A 14497-nucleotide genomic window follows, 5' to 3' on the forward strand; every position below is an offset into this window, starting at 1 on the left:
TTGATAGATAATAACAAAGCCGGGCAGAATATATTGAACTTAAGGAAGAGGCTATCCCTGACCCAAACAGAGCTGTCCAGCTTACTTGGCGTAAGCCATCAGGCGGTTTCCAAGTGGGAGCAGGGTGACTGCCTGCCTGATATCGGGGTGTTGCTGAAGCTTGGACAGGTCTTCGGGAAGTCGGTGGAGGAGCTTCTGTTAGGGGAGAGCGTTAGCCGCGATTCAGCTTCTGAGAAAATTGTAAGCCCTCCCATCGAGCTGCCGGATGAGGTCTGGACGCAAGCTTTGGATCATATCCAAGGCCGCATCTCACCACCCAGCTTCAACACCTGGTTCAAGGGCACAAAGGGGAAACAGCTGGGGGAGACTTATTGCGTCTACAGTCCGAGCCGTTTTGCTTCAGAATGGTTATATCACCGTTATTCCAATTTGATTGTACCGATTCTCGAAGATATTACAGGCACATCCAGCCTTAAGGTCGAGTTCTGCTCTATGGGAGCGTGGGACATTAACCGTAAGGATTAGGTTTCTGCCCGGTAGGTTTTGCCAAGCTGATGACCCAGACCAAAATAATGGCGGAAATTGTAGATGAGCGGACTCCATTTCAGAGGATCGATATGTTTGTCATCCATAATAATATCCTGGTGCGCATGTACATGAACAGCTTGTGCCTCAATGATTGCAAAGGCAGACGAATGATCCGGTATCCGGATATGTTGGATGCGTGCTTCAATTTGTAACGGACACTCCATAATTCGTGAAGGCTTAACCGTTTGGGACGCCACAGGTGTGAGTCCGCTGGCAGCATATTTATCCCTTTGATAGGAGTAGCCGTATTGTTGCTTATCATCAGGGACAGGATGTTTACCCGTATAGGGGGCAAGCCGCTCCACATTCTCCCACAGTGAGGGACCGGGGATGTTAATGACGCATTCGGGAAGCCGTTCCAGGTTCTCGATGGCTTTTCCCCCAAGGCCAATTCCTAGTACAATACAGTCTCCCAAGGCCCAGGAGGATGAAATAGGACTGATATTTACGGTATCATCCTCATTCAAGGTGTTCAGTAAGATGACAGGAGTTCCATAATATAAAATCTTGGGTTGTATCGTTACAGTGTTCATCATTTGCTTCGTAGGGTTCATTGTGTTTCTCCTTCCATGTTGTATATCCTACTTCAGTGTATAATATAAATAATTCAACACTCATCGAAGTATGGAATGCAAAAGGAGGGTTAGGATGCAGGCAAATCCGAATGTTGCTATCATCGCAGCTCTAGTGGGTGAAGCTTCAAGGGCAGCAATATTAACCGTTTTACTGGATGGAAGGTTCCATTCGGCAAGCGAGTTAGCATATATGGCAAGAATCAAGCCTCAAACGGCAAGCTTTCATTTGGCAAAATTGATCGATGCTAACGTAGTCGCCGTTGAGAAACAAGGGAGACATCGTTACTTTGCGATTCGGAACCTGGAAGTGGCGCGGGTGATGGAGTCCTTATTGTCTATTGCCCCGCCTGTTGCAGTTAAATCTTTACGGCAATCCTCGCAGGACAAGGCGTTGCGTTATGCCAGAACATGTTATGACCATCTTGCCGGGAATGTGGGGGTGCAATTAACCCATGCATTGCTAAGCAGTGGTATTTTACTTGAACAAAAGGACAGGTATACGGTGACGGAGGATGGCAAGAAATTTTTTGCTGACTTTGGCATTGATGTGAATGAAGCTGCAACGAAACGCCGTCTGTTCTCACATCAATGCCTGGATTGGAGCGAACGCCGCCACCACCTGGCCGGAGCCCTGGGAAATGCCCTTCTGGAGAGAGTCCTGGAGCTGGACTGGGTCCGGCGTCTGCCGGGTACACGTGCGGTACAGGTCACCAATGAGGGAAAAGCGGGTTTTGAAAAAGTATTCTCACTTGATTTGAATTAGCTGCAGGAGATAAAGCTACCACTCCATAAAATTCTCTTCAATCAGCGCAGCGAACGATTCCGCGATCACCTCGTAATCTCCATTGTCGTGATCGATGAGCAGCACCCGGCCTTCGGGGTCAAGCAGGATCGGGTTGCCCGAACCGTCCATGGAGAAGACTGCGCTTCGTGCGAGCAGCCCGCTCATAGCGGTATCCTTGTAATCCTCGCGGAAGGACAACGTTAACTCGGTCACACTCTCCCGTCCGATGGAGGAACCGTTGCTGAAGCCGTGTACGGATAGTCCGGCATAGGCGCCGCCAAAGCTTCGGATGAATTGAACATAATCCTGATCCAGCGACAGACCCAGTAGCTTCTCTGCCTCAGCGATTTGTTCCTCTGTTGCTGGTGTACCGAGCAGACTCTGATTCCCCTCTTTGGTTAAAAAAAGCTGCAAACGTTCCATTAGCGCATCATTCATAGCTATTCCTCCACTTCTAAGGTATCTATTAATCATAACAAGAGCGGGACTTAGGTCAATAGTGCTCTTTGAATGATCTGAATATGTAGCTGCGAAGGCATATGAGCCGGATATTAAAAAGCTGTCCCACGCGCAGTGTACCTGCTCGTAGGACAGCCTTTTTAAATATTTTCAGCCACATTTAATTGTCGCTGCTCCGATTCACTCACCCAAACGAGGTTTCGACACTCTGCGCCACAATCTCCCTAAGCTCGGCCTTCTGTGCGTTGAACTGCTGCGGGGTGATGCTGCCGCTGGCGAGTCTGGCTTCGAGCTGCTGGGTCAGCTGCTTGACTTGCAGGTTAATGATCTGGGTGACATTGCCGCCATTCTCTTCTGCGATGTTACGCAGGGATTTGCCGTCATATAAGGCGTCGTATAGCTCTTCGTCAGAGGTCGGGTTCAGGTTCAGGGCATCCAGCAGCTCATCGGTATCGGCCACATCGGATGTGGACCATTTGGCGACAGGAAGGGTATGTAAAGCCGGCTTACCCCAGGCCGTTCCTCCGAACGACATAGCTACGATCATTGTTCCTACAATCATTACGCGCTTAATATTCATATGTTTTATATTCATGTGTATCATCCTCTTTTCGTGGTTGGTTATATCGGTCAAGGTTCATTATTTACGGCGGCTTGTGAACTTCAGCTAAGTACAGTTTACTAGGCAATACTGAAATGAAGCTTAAGTCTTCTTAAAGATAACCTAAATCTTTGCTTGCCCCTGCCGGTTCCTTGCTCCGGCTTCTTCATCTGCGTTATTCTTGAAGGGCATTACCCGAACGGAACAAGCGAGAGCGGAAGGATGAACCGTCTATGAAAAAAATACTGGTCGTCGATGACGAACCGGCCATTGTAAGTGCGATTGCCTACGCGCTGCGGCGTGAAGGCTATGAGGTCGATACTGCCGGTGACGGGGAGGAAGCGCTAAGCAAGGCGAATACCTTCCGTCCGAATGTGCTGGTGCTGGATGTAATGATGCCGAAGCTGAGCGGTTATGATGTCTGCCGCAAGCTGGAGGACCGGGATGATATTGGAATCATTCTGCTCACTGTCAAGAATGATATTGTTGATAAAATTGTCGGTCTGGAGCTGGGTGCAGACGATTATATGACCAAGCCCTTCGAGATCCGCGAACTGCTGGCCCGGGTGAAGGCGCTGCTGCGCCGGCTGGAGAAGAATACGTCTGAGGTCCGCAGTGAGCTGATCGAATACGGCCTCTTGCAGGTTCACCTAGACCGGCGCAGCGCCGAGCTTGGCGGGGAGCCGCTGGAGCTGACCCCGAAGGAATTCGATCTGCTGCATCTGCTGCTCTCGCACCCGCAGCGGGTGTATATGCGCGAGGAGCTGCTGGAGCAGGTCTGGGATATGGACTATGCCGGGGGAACGCGCACCGTAGATATTCATATCCAGCGGCTGCGCAAAAAGCTGGGCGAGCCCTACCAGAATATCCTGCAAACCGTCTACGGGGTAGGCTATAAGGCAGTGCCTGCGGGGAGCTACTCATGAGAATCAGTATTAAGCTGAAGTTCAGCCTGTTCCTGGCGGCGCTGCTGATTCTGGCCGTCGGCGTGCTGAGCTACTTCGTCCTGCGCGGCGTGGAGCGCAATGAGCAGGGCCAGACGGAGCGCAGTCTGGCTCAGCATGTCAACACAGTCAATCTGCGCGTGAAGCAGACTTACTATACAGGTGCGCGCCTTACACCGCAGGTCTTCATGCAGCAGCGGGGCAAGGCGCTGGCTGCTGAGCTGGCCGGATTCACCGGCCTGGAGGTGACCCTGTACGACAGCCAGGGCCAGCAGGCGGGCACCTCGGCGCAAGGCGAGCCTGGGCCGGGTCCGGGCAAGCCGGATCTCAGCACAGCGCTGGACTACGCGCTGAATAACAAGGTCGCCTACCAGAGTGAAGGCGACAAGCTGTTCTACCTGGCTCCGCTACAGGGACCGGAGGGGCAAATGGGCGTAGTGCAGCTGCAGTATTCCCTGGAGGGAGCCCGCAGCTTCCAGCAGACACTGTTGAATCTGTTCCTGACCACAGGCGGCGTGGTGCTGGTGTTCAGCTTCATCCTCGGGTATCTGTATTTCAACCGTGCGGCTGCCTCCATCGGGCGGCTGAAGAAGGCGGCGGAGGATATCCGCGGTGCCAACTATATCACGGCTCCGCCGGTGCGGCGTAAGGATGAGCTGGGGGAGCTGGCCGAGGGCATCTACTTCATGAGCCGGGAGATCGAGCGCAGCATTGCCGCCAAGGACGATGAACGGCGCAAGCTCCAGCTGGCTGTGGAGAAGCTTCAGGTGCTGGAGCAGCAGCAGAAGCAGTATATCGGGAACATCAGCCATGAATTCAAGACGCCGCTGACCTCGATTAAGGCGTATGTTGATCTGCTGAATATGTATGACGATGACCCTAAGTTGCTGCATGATGCCAAGCTGAGTATTGCCAAGGAGACAGAGCGGCTGTACGAGATGGTGGATAAGGTGCTGCAATTGACGGCGCTGGAGAAGTATGATTTTGAATCCCAGGCAGAGCTGCTGGAGGTTGAGAGTACCCTGCGCGATATCTGCGGACGGATGAAAGGCAAGGCGGAGCGCTACGGCCTCACAGTCACGCTTGACGCCCAGCCTGCGCATATCTGGATCGACCGGGAGAGCTTCATGCATATCTTCATCAATCTGCTGGACAATGCGATCAAATATAATGTCCCGCAGGGGAGTATTTATCTGCACAGCGAGGTCAGGGAGCAGCGGGTATGGATTACTGTTCAGGATTCCGGCATCGGCATTCCGGAGGCGTCGCGGGATAAGATTTTCGAAGCGTTCTATACGGTCAACCGTGACCGTTCCAGAGCCTCGGGTGGCACAGGGCTTGGACTCTCGCTGGTCCGTAATCTGGTGGAGAAGCAGGGCGGCACCATTGCCTTGCTGGAAAGCTCAGGCGAAGGGGCGGCGTTTGAGCTGTCTTTTCCGCTGGTGTCCTGAAAGGATAATGTTTACAACTTAGATATATTTGAGATGCGGTTTGGAAATAAGCGTCCGGTATGCTGAAGAGGCAACATGAGCGATGAGCTGGAGGGAAGCCTGAATGAATCATGAGAGCCATAGAGCCTGGGGCAAGATCTGGAGCATTCTGCTCTGCGGAGCTGTTCTGCTATCGGTTACTGCCTGTAGTACTGAGAACACAGATACACGTGAGGTTGTAGAAAAGGCAGGCCGCAAAATTACAGTCCTCGACAATATCAGCGAACCGGTCTACACGAAGCTGAAGCTTGCGGGCATACAGAAGGTGGAGGGTGTGCGGGGGACGGATTTTGCCGGCGAGGATGTAATGGTAGTGACCAAGGAGAACCGCAGTCTTCCCTCGCAGGTTATTGAAGGACAGGAACGGTATCCGCTGAATCTCTATCTGCATACCCTGTCCACAGGTGAGGAAGCACCGCTTCAGACGGGAGAGCTGAATTACGGCGCGCCGCAGTTGTCTCCGGACAAGATGCATGTTTTCTACAAGGAGCTGTATGACCCCACAGGATTCGGCTATATTATGGATCTGTCCGGGGGTGCCCCGGTGAAGGTAAGTGATGGGGAGTTTCGGGTGGAGGAAGGGAAATGGGCGGATGACGCGCATGTGATTTTTCCCGATATGGAAGGCAATATTCTAAGTGCTGATGTAACCGGCAAGCAGGAGACGATCGTGAAGACGGGCATCCCGTATGTGCATGAGGTGGTTCAGACCGGCAGCCGGATTCTCTATGTTACAGGTGAAGACAGCCAGCTTAGCGCCTATGACACAGTGACGAAGCAGACCAAGGTGCTGCGAAAAGATGTAATCTGGGCGGTTCCTTCTCCGGATGGAAGTCTGCTGGCGATTGTCGAGCGTATCGGACGCGGAGAGATGACTCTGCAGCTCTGTGACAGCGAAGGCAATGAGCAGTCTAAGCTAGCTTCGGGGCAGCAGATCTTCGGCACCAGCTGGTCGCCGGACGGCAAGCTGCTGGCTTATGCGGTCACCGCGGCCGGTTCAACGGATGACCAGCAGGACCTGTTCATTACCGAGGTGGAGACCGGAGAGCAGACGCCTGTGCTGAATGATTTTCATCTGGCTGACCCTCTTCACTGGAGTCCGTCCGGCAAGAAGCTGCTGGCTACAGCTACGGTGCTGAAGGATAATATCTATCAGTTTCTGACCTACGTGGTCAGCCTTCTGGAATAACAACGGCGGGATTCATGGTATAATGGGGGAATCTGCGAACAGGATGAACAGGAAGGAGCAATACCCCAATGGTAGTAACCGCACAGGAAGTGGCGGAGTGGATGGTGAAGGAGATTAAGTTTACAGGAACTTTATACCAGACCGCTGCGATTGAATATGTGAAGGCGAATTTCGGTGAGGAATTTGTATTCGTAAATGAGAATGGCAATGCATCGCTGTCCAAAGAAGTGAAGAAGGCTTTCCGTAAGCTGCATGGCGGCCGGATTGCCTGGGACCGCGACGGATTCCTGTGGGCCTGGACCTGAGACTGGCATGGGCGTAGGGCCAACTTATATTTTAACAAAGGGAGCATTGCTTGTTCAGCAGCGCTCCCTTTTGTATGCAAATAGAACTTACGTGACATCACCTATACATATTCCAGCATCCCTTTTTCCTTGAGCAGGTCAACGATGTCTTTGACGGACTGCGCCTTGTCCTTAGGGCAGATCATGATGGCATCCCCTGTGTCGGCGATGATGAAGCCGTCAACGCCGATGGTGGTGATCAGCCGCCCGTTGCCATAGATAATGGAATTGCGGGTGTCGATGCCGACATGATTGGCCTTGATAATGTTGCCTTCATCATCAGGCGGGAAGATGGCGCCGAGTGCGTCCCAGCTGCCGATATCATTCCAGCCGAACTGGCCGGACAGCACCACTACCTCATCAGAGCGTTCAAGTATGCCATAGTCAATTGAGATATTCTGCAGCAGCGGATAGATCCGGTTAATCGTCTCCTGCTCCTGGTCTGTACCGAGCGCTTCACTGATCGGCAGCATCGTATTATACAACCGCGGCAAATAACGCTTGAAGTTATCGATAATGACCGAAGTTTTCCAGATGAAGATCCCGCTGTTCCAGAGATAATTGCCTGAGGCCAGATACCCCTGTGCCTTCTTGAAATCCGGCTTCTCCACGAATTCAGCCACATCGTATACGGCAACCGGTTTGACTGCGATCGGCTCTTTGTCATAAGCGATGTAGCCGTAGCCGGTGGACGGGAAGGTCGGTTTGATCCCGATCGTGACAATGGCGTCACTCTCCATCGCGACGGTGCAGGCTTCGTCCAGCGTAAGCCGGAACTGCGGCTCATCGGTAATATAGTGATCGGAAGGCAGGACAACCATTAAGGAATCCCCCTCACTCATCTGCTGGATGGAGAAGGCCGCGAACAGGATGCTTGCTGAAGTATTCCGGGCCACAGGCTCGATCAGAATATTGCTCTTCTGCACACTGCTGTGCATGATGCTCTCCAGCAGGACCGCCTGGGTGCGGTTCGTCACAATAACGGTATTCTCCTGCGGAATGATGCCCTTGAAGCGTTCGATCGTATCGTTCAGCATAATATCGTTGCCGCTGATGTTCAGCAGCTGCTTGGGAATTTCCTGTCTGGACAATGGCCAGAAGCGGGTACCGCCTCCGCCTGCGAGGATCGTTGCATATTTATTCATGGTGAGTCACCAGATGGGCAATCGTGAAGGAGATGATGCTCTCCGATCCCTGATTGAGGTTCAGCCCCGAGCTGTGAATCCCGTCGTAGCAAGCCCCGGTCTGGGGATCAATCAGGGAGAGCTGCAAGGAATTATGTCCCGTGTACCAGGCGTAGCATAATTCAGCCTGCTTCAGATAAGCCGGCTCCTGCAGCACTGCGGCAGCCTCCCGGCAGGCGAGCAGCATCTCGCAGGCTTCGATCGGCTGCTCGTCATAGAGAGCAGGCTTCCCGCCGCGCAGCAGCCAGCCATGGCTGCCGATAGGCCGGTAATAGCCTTCCGGTGCGAAGGTCATGGAGATCAGGAAGTCCAGACTTTCTATGGCTGTTACACGAAGCTCAGGATTGCCGGAGAGCGTGGCAGCCTTAAGCAGCGCCCAGGGCAGCATCGAATTTCCGTACGTCAGGCTGTCTTCGTACCAGTTCCAGCCCTCGCCCTTGGTATGGTTGTACTGGTCATTCAGCCGGACCGCGACCGATTCTATAAGTTCTTGAATGTAGGCTTCAGGCAGGAAGGCCCGTTCCTCTTCTGTACTTGGTATATGCGGATAAGGGAAGGAGTAGGTGAGTGCTCCGGGAGTCTCAAGCAAATAGCTGAGGCCAATAACGGCATAGCCCAAGGCGCGGGGAGAGCGCAGGCCACTTATATGCGGCAGTGCCTGGTTGATCAGATACCGGCAGGTGTTCAGCAGATTATCCGGCAGAATGGAGGAGTGGGAGAGTACGAACCCCAGCGCCCAGAGTGTGCGCCCCTGACAATCCTCGGAGCCGCGCTCCTCCAGGAAGGAACGGCTGTAGTCCATGAAGTTGCGGAAGTTACCTTCCTCCGTCTGTGCATGATGGACGAATGAGAGATACGTATGAATCAGACCAAGTGAAGCAGTGTCCTGATTCTGCCGGTACATCAGCACGGCTGCGATTAATGCCCGCGCATTGTCATCGGTCGTGTAGCCCTTGGCACGGTCGGGAACACCGAATTTCGTATGCTGGAAAATGCCCGTGTCATCGGTTATTTGCTTCAGATAGCCGGTATTGAACTGTAACACCGCTGGCGCCTGCATCAGATCACACTCCGGTCAGCCGGTGTGGCAAGGCCTATGATGTCCTGGAAGATGGCGGCATAGGTCTTGGCAACCTCACTCCACATCATTGTACTGCCGAGAGCCTGTGTACGCTGTTCCATATCCCGGACTTTGGCCGGACTGTCCAGCAGCTCTAGAATACAGGCCTCCAGGGAAGCCGAATCGCGGAATTCCGCCAGCAGTCCTCTGCCTCCGGCAAGCATTTCTTCGGCATAGCGGTAAGGGGTGGAGATAATCACTCTGCCATAGCCGACTCCATAAGCGAGCGTTCCGCTGACGGCCTGTTCCTTGCCCAGATAAGGAGTCATATAAATATCCGACATCACCAGGGACTCAATGACCTCTTCCTGGGTCAGCAGCTTGTCGACGAACAGCACATTATTGACCAGGTCTAATTCATGCACCAGATCGGTCAGCTTTTGACGGTATACTTCACCGATCTCTTGTTTGACAACCGGATGCGTCTTGCCCCAGATGATATAGAGCGCGTCAGGATGCTGCTTCACTACGCCGCTCATAGCCTCAATCGCATATTCAATGCCCTTGCCGGGACTCAGGAAGCCGAAGGTCGAGAGGATTTTGCGTTCGCCGAACTTGTATTGAAGCTTCAGCTCTGCACGGGTGGAGGTCTGGACAAAAGGAACGCCGTGATGAATGAATGCTATTTTGGCGGCGTTAATATGATAGACAGAGATCAGATCCTCTACTGTGGACTGGGCCATGGTGACCACCTTGACGCTTCCTTCGGCGAGCCGGGTGATAATCTCATGCTGCTTGGAAGTAGGCTTGGTTAAGACAGTATGGAAGATAACCACGTAAGGAACCTGAAGCTTCTCCGTGAACTGCAGCAGATATTCGCCGCTCTCTCCGCCGTAGATGCCGAATTCATGCTGAATGACTAGCAGATCGGTATCTGACTGGTTGATGTCTCTGGCTGATTCTATATAATCAGATAGCTGATGTTGGTTGATTTCCCGCATGACCTGATCCGTGTAACGGTAGTTCCCGTTGTTATTCATGGCGATGATGCGCGGTTTGTTGAAGCCCTGAAGCTTCGTGAATTCATCCAGCAGATCCTGGGTGAAGGTAGCAATTCCGCATTCTCTAGGCAGGCTGGTGGACAGGAAAACAATGTTTTTATTGCGGTTGCTGTGGTTCATAATAGAAAGCCTCCCTATTGATTATCGAACTTTTGGGGACAAAAAAAGAAAATAAAGAGGGCTTTATTTTCCGGGGATGAGTGGTATAAAATTTGGTTTCTGCAAATTATTTCCTGCCCAAACTATAACATGACCATTTAATCTTGTCAATTTATTGACTCTCTTGAAATCACCGGATATAGTGATGTAGGAGGTGTATGGATGCCAGTCATACGCAGTAAGTTGAGTGAGGTTATGGAGAAGCATGACCCGAAATTATCAATCCGCAAGCTAGCGAAGGACATTAATTACCATTTCGATTCCGTCCGGCGGATGTACAAAGACGAGATGGTACAGTATCCCCGGGATCTGCTGCTGAAGCTGTGTACGTATTTCAATATTCAGCCCGGAGAATTGATCCGGATGGAACCCGATGAGAACGATTGGGCCATAGATAAGACAAATGAATATGAGGAGGAAGGCAATGACAAGGAGCCCGGCGAAGACAGCAACCTGTAATGAACTGCTGGATACCTTTTATGCCAATCCCCGTACCGTGCACGTGGAGAAGCTGGTCTTCTCCGGTGTGGGCGGGCGTGATGTCTACAATATAACGGCTCCGTTCCTGCATGACGGGGAGGAAGTGATCTTGGGAAGAGTTGAGGAACGGGATAGTGAGTTCTCTCAAGTCTTCTTTTTTACATCCGGCGAGGATGGTGTATGGGTTCCCAGAGCGCATACCCACACCTATAATCTGCAGGACCCCTGTGTAACCCGGATTAAGGGCGAGCTGATTGTCGGCGGAGTTGAAGTGATTACGGCTGGGGATAATCCGCCCAAGATAGTCTCATGGGTTACCCAGTTCTACCGGGGATACCGGATCGATTCGCTGCACCATTTCGCCTCCGGTCCGGAGCTGATGAAGGATATCCGGCTGATTGAGCTTCAGGATGGCAGAATCGGCGTACTGACCAGGCCGCAGGGAGAGCGGGGCGGCAGAGGACAGATTGGCTTCACCATTATTGATTCACTGGAGGAACTGCATGAACAGACCTTCCTGGAGGCGGAGATCCTGCAGCATCAGTTCGTACCGGAAGAGTGGGGCGGAGCCAATGAAGCCCATCTGCTGCGCAATGGCCATATAGGTGTGCTGGGGCATATCGCCTGCTTCGACCGTATGGAGAAGAAGCATTACTACTCCATGGTCTTCTCACTTAATCCGGACACTTTGGAGACTACCCCGGTTAAAATCATCGCGGCCAGAAGCGATTTCCCTATCGGTCCGGGCAAACGGCCCGATCTGCAGGATGTGATTTTTAGCGGCGGACTGGTACGCGGAGCGGAAGGCCGGGCGGTATTGTCTGTAGGCGTCAGTGATGCGGAAGCCTACAGAATTGAGATCCCTGATCCTTTTGTCGAATATGAAGTCTGATCCTACTTGGTTTGACTAGATTCTATGGTCATGTTACACTTGAGATGACAAGAATTTATGGTCGAAGAGAGCGGGAACCAAGCAATGAGTACATTTATTCAACTAAGCAATCGTACATCGGAAACAAAGTCCAACCTGAATGTGGCAAGAAAACAGGGCCGCATCCCGGCTGTACTGTACGGCATTGGTAGAGATACTCTTAGTCTTGAAGTGAACGAGAAGGAACTGCTGGAGATGCTGAGAACGAATCCACGGGCGATTCTGCAGGCGAAGCTGTCGGATGGGACGACTATTCCGGTAGTGGTTCAGAACCTTCAGAAGCAGTCGATGTCCGGTAAAGTGCTGCATGTTGATTTCCAGCATGTGAATATGAGCATCAATATGGACAGCAAGGTTACCATTCATTTTGCAGGCGAAGCTGCTGGCGTCAAAGAAGGCGGCGTACTGCAGGTGGAAATCTATGAAGTAGAAGTCCGCTGTATGCCGGGCAATCTGCCTACTTCCATGGAAGTGGATATCAGCAGCCTTGCCATCGGCGACCAATTGCTGGTGTCGGATCTGATTTTCCAGGATGGCATTGAAGTGCTGACCGATCCAAGTACGGTCATGATTCAGATCAAGACTGTACATGAAGAAGTTGAAGAACCGGTAGTAGTTACTCCGGCTTAAATACAGTATGACGCATAGCCCTTTCGGGCAGAACGTACTTGGAAGCTCATGATATTTCATGATTCCGCTACGTCTGCCCGAAGGGGCTTTTTGTTGTTGTGGGGGACAGGAAGGAAGTTAGGGGAGGTTATTTCAGTGCCCCTTCTGTCAGGCCGGCGACGATGTAGCGGTGGAAAAAGAGGTATACGACAATCATTGGGAGCGTAATAATCGCCAGCGCGGAGAAAAGCAGCTTATAGTCGGTCATATACCGGCTTGAGAAGGCCAGCAGGCCAATGGGAATCGTCTTCAGTGCATCATTCTGGATGTACAGCATGGCCAGCAGCAGCTCATTCCATGCATTCAGCGCTGAGAAGATCCCCACGGTGGCCATGTTCGGAATAAGCAGCGGAAGGATAATCCTGCTGTACATCCGCCAGTTGCCGCAGCCGTCCATCCGGGCAGCCTCCAGCAGCTCTTTCGGTATAGAATCCAGGTATGCCTTGAGCAGGAATATGGCCAGCGGAAGACCGGTTCCAATGTAAGGGAGGATTAAGCCCATATAGGAATCCTTCAAATTCAGCTGCTCAAAAATATAGCTCTGGGCAATGAAAAAGGATTGCAGCGGCATAAACAGTCCGAATACGAACATCAGCATCAGGAAGCTGCTTCCGCGGAAGCGGAGCTTGCTGAAGGCGAAGGCTGCGAGGCTCGCGAAGAGCAGGATGCCCGCAACGGTGGCCGAGGTTACAATTACACTGTTGCTGGCGTAGGTGCTCATATTGCCGACCGTCCAGGCTTTGGACCAGTTCTGCAGATTGATCTGTTCCGGCAGTGCGAACGGAGCGGAGAAGATCTCCCGGTTCTCACGGAAGGAGGAGAGCACAAGCCAGAGGATCGGGTAGAAATAGAAGCAGGAAATGACGATCATGAACAGATAATACAGAATATGCGAGAACGCTCTGCGGCTGGCTGCTTCCCCGCCGCTGTAAGCGTTTTTCTTGATATCCAGGGCTGTGGTCGTCAAGAAGTACACCTCACTTTCTAATAATCTCAGAGTTTACATGTTTCGGGGTCCCCGCAAAGTACCTGAGTCATCACCTGAAGCCTCTTTCAGAGGACTGCGAAGCCGTTTCTTCTTAATACTCCAGTACACCGGAGTCCTTCTTATTCAGTCTGCCGGCCACAATCCCGATCACCGCGATCACAATGGTCATGATGACGGCAAGTGCGGAGCCGTAGCCGATGCTCATATGGGTAAAGACTACTTTGACCAGATAGGTCGTAACGATTTCGGTTGAATTATAGGGTCCGCCGTTGGTCATTACATAGAACAGATCGAAGGACTGGAAGCCGGTAAGCACACATAACATGATGCCTGTCTCCACCAGATTACGGATCATGGGTACCTTGATCTTGAAGAAGATCTGTCCTTCCCCTGCGCCGTCCAGATAGGCCGATTCATAGACTTCTCTAGAGATGCGCTGGATTCCGGAATAAAAGATGGTCATATAGAAGCCTGCGTAGACCCAGCCGGATACGATGCAGATGGCATAAAGCGCGGTATCGGGGTTGCCCAGCCAGACACGGGTCCAGCTCTCCAGGCCTATCTTCTCCAGCAGGATATTGATGAGGCCAAAGTCGGAATTATAGACGAATTTCCATAAGTAGGAGACGACTATCATCGGCAGCATGACGGGCACGAAGAATGCAAGCCGGAATAGTCCGCTGCCCTTGCGGCCCATCGTGATTAAGCCTGCGAGCCCGAGTCCGGCAATGACTTCAACAAAGACAGTGGCGACAATATAGATAAGTGTGTGTCCGTAGGAGTTAATGTAGACACGGTCCTGAAAAGCCCGGATGTAGTTATCGAAGCCGGTGAATTGCATAGTGCCGATCCCGTTCCAATCGTAGAAGCTGAATACGAAGGTCATAAGGACGGGGACAAGTACAACAAAGCCAAACAGCAGGAGGGCTGGAGATATGAACAGGTAGGGAGAGAGCTTATTGCTTCGGCCGGACATGGGTCCACCTCCAAT

The 14497-nt window shown here is 52.2% G+C and carries 17 protein-coding genes; 9 read left to right on the forward strand and 8 right to left on the reverse strand.

Going from position 1 to position 14497, the window contains the following annotated elements; translation table 11 throughout:
• On the forward strand, positions 1 to 525 hold the full coding sequence (locus NST43_RS00005) for a helix-turn-helix domain-containing protein (RefSeq protein ID WP_209992853.1): 525 nt from the start codon (positions 1 to 3) through the stop codon (positions 523 to 525).
• Here the strand turns inward: NST43_RS00005 and NST43_RS00010 are convergent.
• Positions 522 to 1142 carry a flavin reductase family protein gene (locus tag NST43_RS00010; protein WP_339221714.1) on the reverse strand — a complete coding sequence of 207 codons (621 nt, stop codon included), beginning with the start codon at positions 1140 to 1142 and terminating at the stop codon, positions 522 to 524. The genes NST43_RS00005 and NST43_RS00010 overlap by 4 nt on opposite strands.
• Positions 1143 to 1236: 94 nt before the next feature.
• Here NST43_RS00010 and NST43_RS00015 point away from each other — a divergent pair, with 94 nt between their 5' ends.
• Positions 1237 to 1926: a helix-turn-helix domain-containing protein gene (locus tag NST43_RS00015; RefSeq protein ID WP_339221715.1), complete on the forward strand. Its 690-nt coding sequence runs from the start codon at positions 1237 to 1239 to the stop codon at positions 1924 to 1926.
• Between the two features lie 15 nt (positions 1927 to 1941).
• Here NST43_RS00015 and NST43_RS00020 read toward each other — a convergent pair whose 3' ends face one another.
• Positions 1942 to 2385, reverse strand: a complete 444-nt coding sequence (locus NST43_RS00020; RefSeq protein ID WP_339221717.1) for an SMI1/KNR4 family protein — start codon at positions 2383 to 2385, stop codon at positions 1942 to 1944.
• 205 nt (positions 2386 to 2590) lie between these two features.
• A complete protein-coding gene (locus NST43_RS00025) occupies positions 2591 to 3001 on the reverse strand; it encodes a hypothetical protein (RefSeq protein WP_339221719.1) in 411 nt (136 codons plus the stop codon).
• A 239-nt stretch (positions 3002 to 3240) separates the two neighbouring features.
• Between NST43_RS00025 and NST43_RS00030 the strand changes: the two genes are divergently transcribed.
• The 4 genes from NST43_RS00030 (at position 3241) to NST43_RS00045 (ending at position 6935) form a co-directional block, all read left to right on the forward strand.
• A complete protein-coding gene (locus NST43_RS00030) occupies positions 3241 to 3933 on the forward strand; it encodes a response regulator transcription factor (RefSeq protein WP_339221721.1) in 693 nt (230 codons plus the stop codon).
• Positions 3930 to 5402, forward strand: a complete 1473-nt coding sequence (locus NST43_RS00035) for a HAMP domain-containing sensor histidine kinase (RefSeq protein WP_339221723.1) — start codon at positions 3930 to 3932, stop codon at positions 5400 to 5402. The genes NST43_RS00030 and NST43_RS00035 overlap by 4 nt, the downstream gene beginning before the upstream one ends.
• A gap of 103 nt (positions 5403 to 5505) precedes the next feature.
• The gene (locus NST43_RS00040; protein ID WP_339221724.1) at positions 5506 to 6630 is read left to right on the forward strand and encodes a hypothetical protein; all 1125 of its coding nucleotides are present in this window, start codon (positions 5506 to 5508) and stop codon (positions 6628 to 6630) included.
• A 68-nt stretch (positions 6631 to 6698) separates the two neighbouring features.
• Positions 6699 to 6935, forward strand: coding sequence for a hypothetical protein (locus NST43_RS00045; protein WP_209992860.1), 237 nt, complete (start codon positions 6699 to 6701; stop codon positions 6933 to 6935).
• Positions 6936 to 7036: 101 nt separating this feature from the next.
• Here the strand turns inward: NST43_RS00045 and NST43_RS00050 are convergent, their stop codons facing one another.
• The 3 genes from NST43_RS00050 to NST43_RS00060 are packed head-to-tail and all read right to left on the reverse strand — an operon-like array spanning position 7037 to position 10399.
• A complete protein-coding gene (locus NST43_RS00050; RefSeq protein ID WP_339221725.1) occupies positions 7037 to 8119 on the reverse strand; it encodes a mannose-1-phosphate guanylyltransferase in 1083 nt (360 codons plus the stop codon).
• On the reverse strand, positions 8112 to 9218 hold the full coding sequence (locus NST43_RS00055) for a glycosyltransferase (RefSeq protein ID WP_339221726.1): 1107 nt from the start codon (positions 9216 to 9218) through the stop codon (positions 8112 to 8114). The genes NST43_RS00050 and NST43_RS00055 overlap by 8 nt, the downstream gene beginning before the upstream one ends.
• A complete protein-coding gene (locus NST43_RS00060) occupies positions 9218 to 10399 on the reverse strand; it encodes a glycosyltransferase family 4 protein (RefSeq protein WP_339221727.1) in 1182 nt (393 codons plus the stop codon). The genes NST43_RS00055 and NST43_RS00060 overlap by 1 nt, the downstream gene beginning before the upstream one ends.
• Before the next feature lie 201 nt (positions 10400 to 10600).
• Here NST43_RS00060 and NST43_RS00065 point away from each other — a divergent pair, with 201 nt between their 5' ends.
• The 3 genes from NST43_RS00065 (at position 10601) to NST43_RS00075 (ending at position 12479) form a co-directional block, all read left to right on the forward strand.
• Positions 10601 to 10897 (forward strand): helix-turn-helix domain-containing protein, encoded by a 297-nt coding sequence (locus NST43_RS00065; protein ID WP_209992864.1) that lies wholly within the window; start codon positions 10601 to 10603, stop codon positions 10895 to 10897.
• Complete coding sequence (locus NST43_RS00070; protein WP_339221728.1) at positions 10863 to 11810, forward strand: DUF1861 family protein; 948 nt, start codon at positions 10863 to 10865, stop codon at positions 11808 to 11810. The genes NST43_RS00065 and NST43_RS00070 overlap by 35 nt, the downstream gene beginning before the upstream one ends.
• An 84-nt stretch (positions 11811 to 11894) precedes the next feature.
• Positions 11895 to 12479 carry a 50S ribosomal protein L25 gene (locus NST43_RS00075; RefSeq protein WP_339221729.1) on the forward strand — a complete coding sequence of 195 codons (585 nt, stop codon included), beginning with the start codon at positions 11895 to 11897 and terminating at the stop codon, positions 12477 to 12479.
• Between the two features lie 127 nt (positions 12480 to 12606).
• Here NST43_RS00075 and NST43_RS00080 read toward each other — a convergent pair whose 3' ends face one another.
• Both NST43_RS00080 and NST43_RS00085 read right to left on the reverse strand, forming a co-directional pair.
• Positions 12607 to 13485 carry a carbohydrate ABC transporter permease gene (locus NST43_RS00080; protein ID WP_339221731.1) on the reverse strand — a complete coding sequence of 293 codons (879 nt, stop codon included), beginning with the start codon at positions 13483 to 13485 and terminating at the stop codon, positions 12607 to 12609.
• 112 nt (positions 13486 to 13597) lie between these two features.
• Positions 13598 to 14482 (reverse strand): sugar ABC transporter permease, encoded by an 885-nt coding sequence (locus NST43_RS00085; protein WP_339221733.1) that lies wholly within the window; start codon positions 14480 to 14482, stop codon positions 13598 to 13600.
• Between the last annotated feature and the right edge of the window lie 15 nt (positions 14483 to 14497).

Origin of the sequence: Paenibacillus sp. FSL H8-0332 (assembly GCF_037963835.1) — a bacterium.
GTDB lineage: Bacteria > Bacillota > Bacilli > Paenibacillales > Paenibacillaceae > Paenibacillus_AQ > Paenibacillus_AQ rhizoplanae.

Bases quoted from the DNA above. Each gene is read 5' to 3' on its own strand.
- NST43_RS00060 (WP_339221727.1), bottom strand. From the start codon at position 10,399: ATGAACCACAGCAACCGCAATAAAAACATTGTTTTCCTGTCCACCAGC.
- NST43_RS00050 (WP_339221725.1), bottom strand. From the start codon at position 8,119: ATGAATAAATATGCAACGATCCTCGCAGGCGGAGGCGGTACCCGCTTC.
- NST43_RS00055 (WP_339221726.1), bottom strand. From the start codon at position 9,218: ATGCAGGCGCCAGCGGTGTTACAGTTCAATACCGGCTATCTGAAGCAA.
- NST43_RS00035 (WP_339221723.1), top strand. From the start codon at position 3,930: ATGAGAATCAGTATTAAGCTGAAGTTCAGCCTGTTCCTGGCGGCGCTG.
- NST43_RS00010 (WP_339221714.1), bottom strand. From the start codon at position 1,142: ATGAACCCTACGAAGCAAATGATGAACACTGTAACGATACAACCCAAG.
- NST43_RS00070 (WP_339221728.1), top strand. From the start codon at position 10,863: ATGACAAGGAGCCCGGCGAAGACAGCAACCTGTAATGAACTGCTGGAT.
- NST43_RS00025 (WP_339221719.1), bottom strand. From the start codon at position 3,001: ATGAATATAAAACATATGAATATTAAGCGCGTAATGATTGTAGGAACA.
- NST43_RS00085 (WP_339221733.1), bottom strand. From the start codon at position 14,482: ATGTCCGGCCGAAGCAATAAGCTCTCTCCCTACCTGTTCATATCTCCA.
- NST43_RS00075 (WP_339221729.1), top strand. From the start codon at position 11,895: ATGAGTACATTTATTCAACTAAGCAATCGTACATCGGAAACAAAGTCC.
- NST43_RS00065 (WP_209992864.1), top strand. From the start codon at position 10,601: ATGCCAGTCATACGCAGTAAGTTGAGTGAGGTTATGGAGAAGCATGAC.
- NST43_RS00045 (WP_209992860.1), top strand. From the start codon at position 6,699: ATGGTAGTAACCGCACAGGAAGTGGCGGAGTGGATGGTGAAGGAGATT.
- NST43_RS00015 (WP_339221715.1), top strand. From the start codon at position 1,237: ATGCAGGCAAATCCGAATGTTGCTATCATCGCAGCTCTAGTGGGTGAA.
- NST43_RS00030 (WP_339221721.1), top strand. From the start codon at position 3,241: ATGAAAAAAATACTGGTCGTCGATGACGAACCGGCCATTGTAAGTGCG.
- NST43_RS00040 (WP_339221724.1), top strand. From the start codon at position 5,506: ATGAATCATGAGAGCCATAGAGCCTGGGGCAAGATCTGGAGCATTCTG.
- NST43_RS00020 (WP_339221717.1), bottom strand. From the start codon at position 2,385: ATGAATGATGCGCTAATGGAACGTTTGCAGCTTTTTTTAACCAAAGAG.